The sequence below is a fragment of the Micromonospora sp. NPDC049101 genome, assembly GCF_040648675.1.
GTDB lineage: Bacteria > Actinomycetota > Actinomycetes > Mycobacteriales > Micromonosporaceae > Micromonospora.
In genome coordinates this window covers 1-3,094 of record NZ_JBEZED010000065.1, presented here as the reverse complement: position 1 = coordinate 3,094, position 3,094 = coordinate 1, and the positions used below count along the sequence as shown (strand labels likewise).

Genomic DNA, 3,094 nt, shown 5'->3' with positions numbered 1-3,094 from the left:
GGCTCAACGCCCAGGAGGCATAAGTGCTCATCCGCCAGCGGCTACCTACCCACCAGGAGCTTGCCGGATAGCCCGCTCCCCAGAACTCATTAGGATGGCCGAGGGACTCTGACCTGCGCCGATCATCCGGCCGCGCGGTGCCGGTCGACACCCTCACCTAGGATCGGCGGCCACTGGCCCAACGTCCGCGATCAATCTCGGGGGTCGATCACCATCGTCGCCATGCGATTCCACCACCTCGCCGGCCGGGTCTGGCTCTGTCCGGGCGATCCCGACCCGGACGCGGTCCAGGCCGGCGTCGCCGTCGTCGCCGACGAGCGCGGCAGTGTGATGATCGACGCTGGGCAGAGCCCCGCGCACGCCCGGGAGATCCAGGCCGCGCTGACCGCCGCCGGCCTGCCGCAGCCACGCTGGCTCGTCTACACCCACCACCACTGGGACCACGTCTGGGGCGCCTGCGCCTGGCCCGACGTGGAGATCGTCGGGCACGAGTCGGCCGTACCGTTGCTGCGCGCCGAGGCCGCCCGCCCGTGGAGTCACCACTATCTGCGCGAGCAGGTACGCGCCGATCCACGCCTCGGCCCGAGCTTCCGGGCCCGGGCGCTCGCGGTGGACTCCTGGGAGGGGTTCGCCGTCCTGCCGCCGCGCCGGACCTTCGCCGACGTGGCCGAGCTGCCGGTCGGGGTTCGGCTGCGTCACGTCGGTGGCGGCCACGCGCCGGACTCGACGGTGGTGCTGGTGCCGGACTCGGGCGTCATGCTGCTGGGCGACTGCTTCTACCCGCCGCCGGCACACCTGCGCCGCCCGGAAGACGGCCTCGACCTGGCCCTGGTCCGGCGACTGCTCGACGACACCTACCACTGGTACGTCTCCAGCCACGCCGAGCCGATGACACGTGAGCAGGCCCGCGCGGCCGTCGGCGCCGGCTGAGCGGTCGAGCCTCAGCGGGCGTGGCGCTCCGGATGGGCCCGGTTCCACACCCGCATCCGTTCCGGGTAGCCGGTGCGGCCCGCCTCGTACAGCGGCACCGCGTGCTTGCGGGCGATGGACCCGGCCGCGCGTGGTGTGCCGGTACGGCGACGGATCCACTCGCCGTCGTGGGCGATCGCCACCACCGTGGTGTCCGTCGCGGTGGTCTCCGGCTCCAGGTAGAACTCCACCCCGCGCCGACTCGTGACGAACGCCTCCAGCGCGGCGAGATCGTCCCGGGTCGCCTCCCGGTCCAGCTTCGTCGGGGTCGCCTCGGCACCCCGTGACCGGCGACTGAACCAGCTCATGCCAACCCCTTCCCTCGACGCCCTCCAGTGCAGCACCGATTCCTGGCAATACGCTGCACGCCCGATGGGAGACAGCTGATCTGACGAGGGCTGGAACCCGCGGCGGGTGGGCGGTGTCATGAGTGTGATCCGAACGGAGGTTCCCCTGGACGACGACGCGCTCGTCACCCGCGCCCGCTCCGGTGACCTGGAGGCGTACGACCTCCTGGTCACCCGGCACACCGCGTCCGCGTACCGGACGGCGGTGCTGCTCGGCGCGGGCTCGGACTCCGAGGACGTCATCCAGGAGGCGTTTGTGAAGGCGTACCGCAAGCTGTCCCGTTATCGGGGCGAGTCGTCCTTCCGGTCGTGGCTGCTCGCGATCGTCGCCAACGAGACCCGCAACCTGCACCGCTCCCGGGGCCGGCGCGACGGACTCGTCCTGCGGGCGGCGGCAGCGGACCCGATGTCGGAGATCACCGAGGACGGGGCGGTCGGCGCGGTCCTCGCCGGGGAACGCCGCGCCGCGCTGGTCCGGGCCCTGCGGCAACTGCCGGTACGGGACCGCGAGGTGATCGTCTGCCGCTTCTTCCTCGACCTCAGCGAGGAGGAGACGGTGGCGGCGCTGGGCTGGCCCCGGGGCACGGTGAAGTCGCGCACGTCCCGGGCGTTGGCGAAGCTTCGCGGCCTGCTCGACCGGGAGGAGGTCCGGCATGGGTGACCTCGAACGGGAGCTGCGTGAGCTGTCCGCCTGGCTGGACACGCCCGAGCCGCCCGACGTGCGCGCCCCCGTCCGCGTACGGCTGCACCGGCCCGTGCGCCGGTGGCGCCCGCTCGCCGCGGCGGCGCTCGCCGCGCTGGTCGTGGCGGTGCTGCCGCCGACCCGGGCCGCCGTCGCCGACGCCGTGACGGGGCTGCTGCGCTTCGCCGGCGTCAGCATCGCCACCTCGCCCGCACCGACGCTGCCCAGCGGTGCCGTCTCGCCGTTGCCCGGGCAGCGCCCCGCCGGCCTGGACGAGGCACAGCGGGCGGTACGGTTCCCGATCCGCCTGCCGGCGAAGCTGGGTCCCCCTGAGCGGGTGCTGGTCGCCGACCCCGGCCCGACGGGCGTCTGCCGGGTGGCGACGCTGCTCTACGACGGCGGCGCGCTGCGCGTGGACGCGTTCGACGGTCGCCTCAACCTGTCCTTCCACAAGGAGGTCACCCCACCGGGCGCGGAGTGGGTCCAGGTCAACGGCGACTTCGCCGTGTGGGTCGACGGCCCGCACGTCCTGTCGTACGTGGACCGGGCCGGGACTGTCCGCCAGGAGAGCGCCCGGCTGGCCGCCTCGACCCTGATCTGGCAGGACGCCGACGTGAGCTACCGGATCGAGGGCGCCCTCACCCAGGCCGAGGCGATCGAGATCGCCCGCTCACTGCACTAGGAACCGGACGGGCGCGACAGGTGTCCTGAAGATGCGAGTCGTCGAGGCGTACCGGAGGGGTCGAGATGGGTTCATGGGGCAGGTCGCTGCTGGCGGTGTCTGTGGTTCTGCTGGCGGGGTGCACGACCACGGCCAACGGCGGGTCGGCCGCGCCGAGCGCCACCACGGCGAGCGCGGCGAGCGGCGCGAGCGCGAGCGCCGCGACGGGCTGTCACGCGCCGGTCGAGACGACGTCGCTGCCCGACTGGGCGGACGCCGGGTTCCACGGGGTCAGCCGGGTCCCGCACGTCTTCGGCAAGACCGGTGACATCGTGGCGGTGCTGTTCGCTCATCCGCTGCGCCAGGTCCGCGAGGACGGGTCGAACAACAAGATCCTGTGGGTGGCCCGCGCCGCCACGACCTCGCCCGACCCGA

General features: G+C 73.2%; 4 protein-coding genes and 1 pseudogene. 4 read left to right on the top strand and 1 reads right to left on the bottom strand.

The window, feature by feature from the left end; translation table 11 throughout:
- Nucleotides 1–222 precede the first annotated feature (222 nt).
- Nucleotides 223–930 (top strand): MBL fold metallo-hydrolase, encoded by a 708-nt coding sequence (locus AB0B57_RS36775; RefSeq protein ID WP_357081088.1) that lies wholly within the window; start codon nucleotides 223–225, stop codon nucleotides 928–930.
- Between the two features lie 11 nt (nucleotides 931–941).
- Here the strand turns inward: AB0B57_RS36775 and AB0B57_RS36770 are convergent, their stop codons facing one another.
- Nucleotides 942–1,277, bottom strand: a complete 336-nt coding sequence (locus AB0B57_RS36770; RefSeq protein ID WP_357081086.1) for a hypothetical protein — start codon at nucleotides 1,275–1,277, stop codon at nucleotides 942–944.
- A gap of 118 nt (nucleotides 1,278–1,395) precedes the next feature.
- On the opposite strand from AB0B57_RS36770, the gene AB0B57_RS36765 reads away from it, so the two are divergent.
- From AB0B57_RS36765 to AB0B57_RS36755, 3 genes and pseudogenes are all read left to right on the top strand, one after another.
- Nucleotides 1,396–1,977, top strand: coding sequence for an RNA polymerase sigma factor (locus AB0B57_RS36765; protein WP_357081083.1), 582 nt, complete (start codon nucleotides 1,396–1,398; stop codon nucleotides 1,975–1,977).
- A complete protein-coding gene (locus tag AB0B57_RS36760) occupies nucleotides 1,970–2,680 on the top strand; it encodes a hypothetical protein (protein ID WP_357081080.1) in 711 nt (236 codons plus the stop codon). The genes AB0B57_RS36765 and AB0B57_RS36760 overlap by 8 nt, the downstream gene beginning before the upstream one ends.
- Nucleotides 2,681–2,775: 95 nt before the next feature.
- Nucleotides 2,776–3,094 (top strand): annotated as a pseudogene (locus AB0B57_RS36755) (hypothetical protein); the annotation flags it as partial.

What these genes read in the sequence shown, in the direction of transcription:
- AB0B57_RS36775 (WP_357081088.1), top strand. Translation starts at nt 223, where the DNA reads ATGCGATTCCACCACCTCGCCGGCCGGGTCTGGCTCTGTCCGGGCGAT.
- AB0B57_RS36770 (WP_357081086.1), bottom strand. Translation starts at nt 1,277, where the DNA reads ATGAGCTGGTTCAGTCGCCGGTCACGGGGTGCCGAGGCGACCCCGACG.
- AB0B57_RS36765 (WP_357081083.1), top strand. Translation starts at nt 1,396, where the DNA reads ATGAGTGTGATCCGAACGGAGGTTCCCCTGGACGACGACGCGCTCGTC.
- AB0B57_RS36760 (WP_357081080.1), top strand. Translation starts at nt 1,970, where the DNA reads ATGGGTGACCTCGAACGGGAGCTGCGTGAGCTGTCCGCCTGGCTGGAC.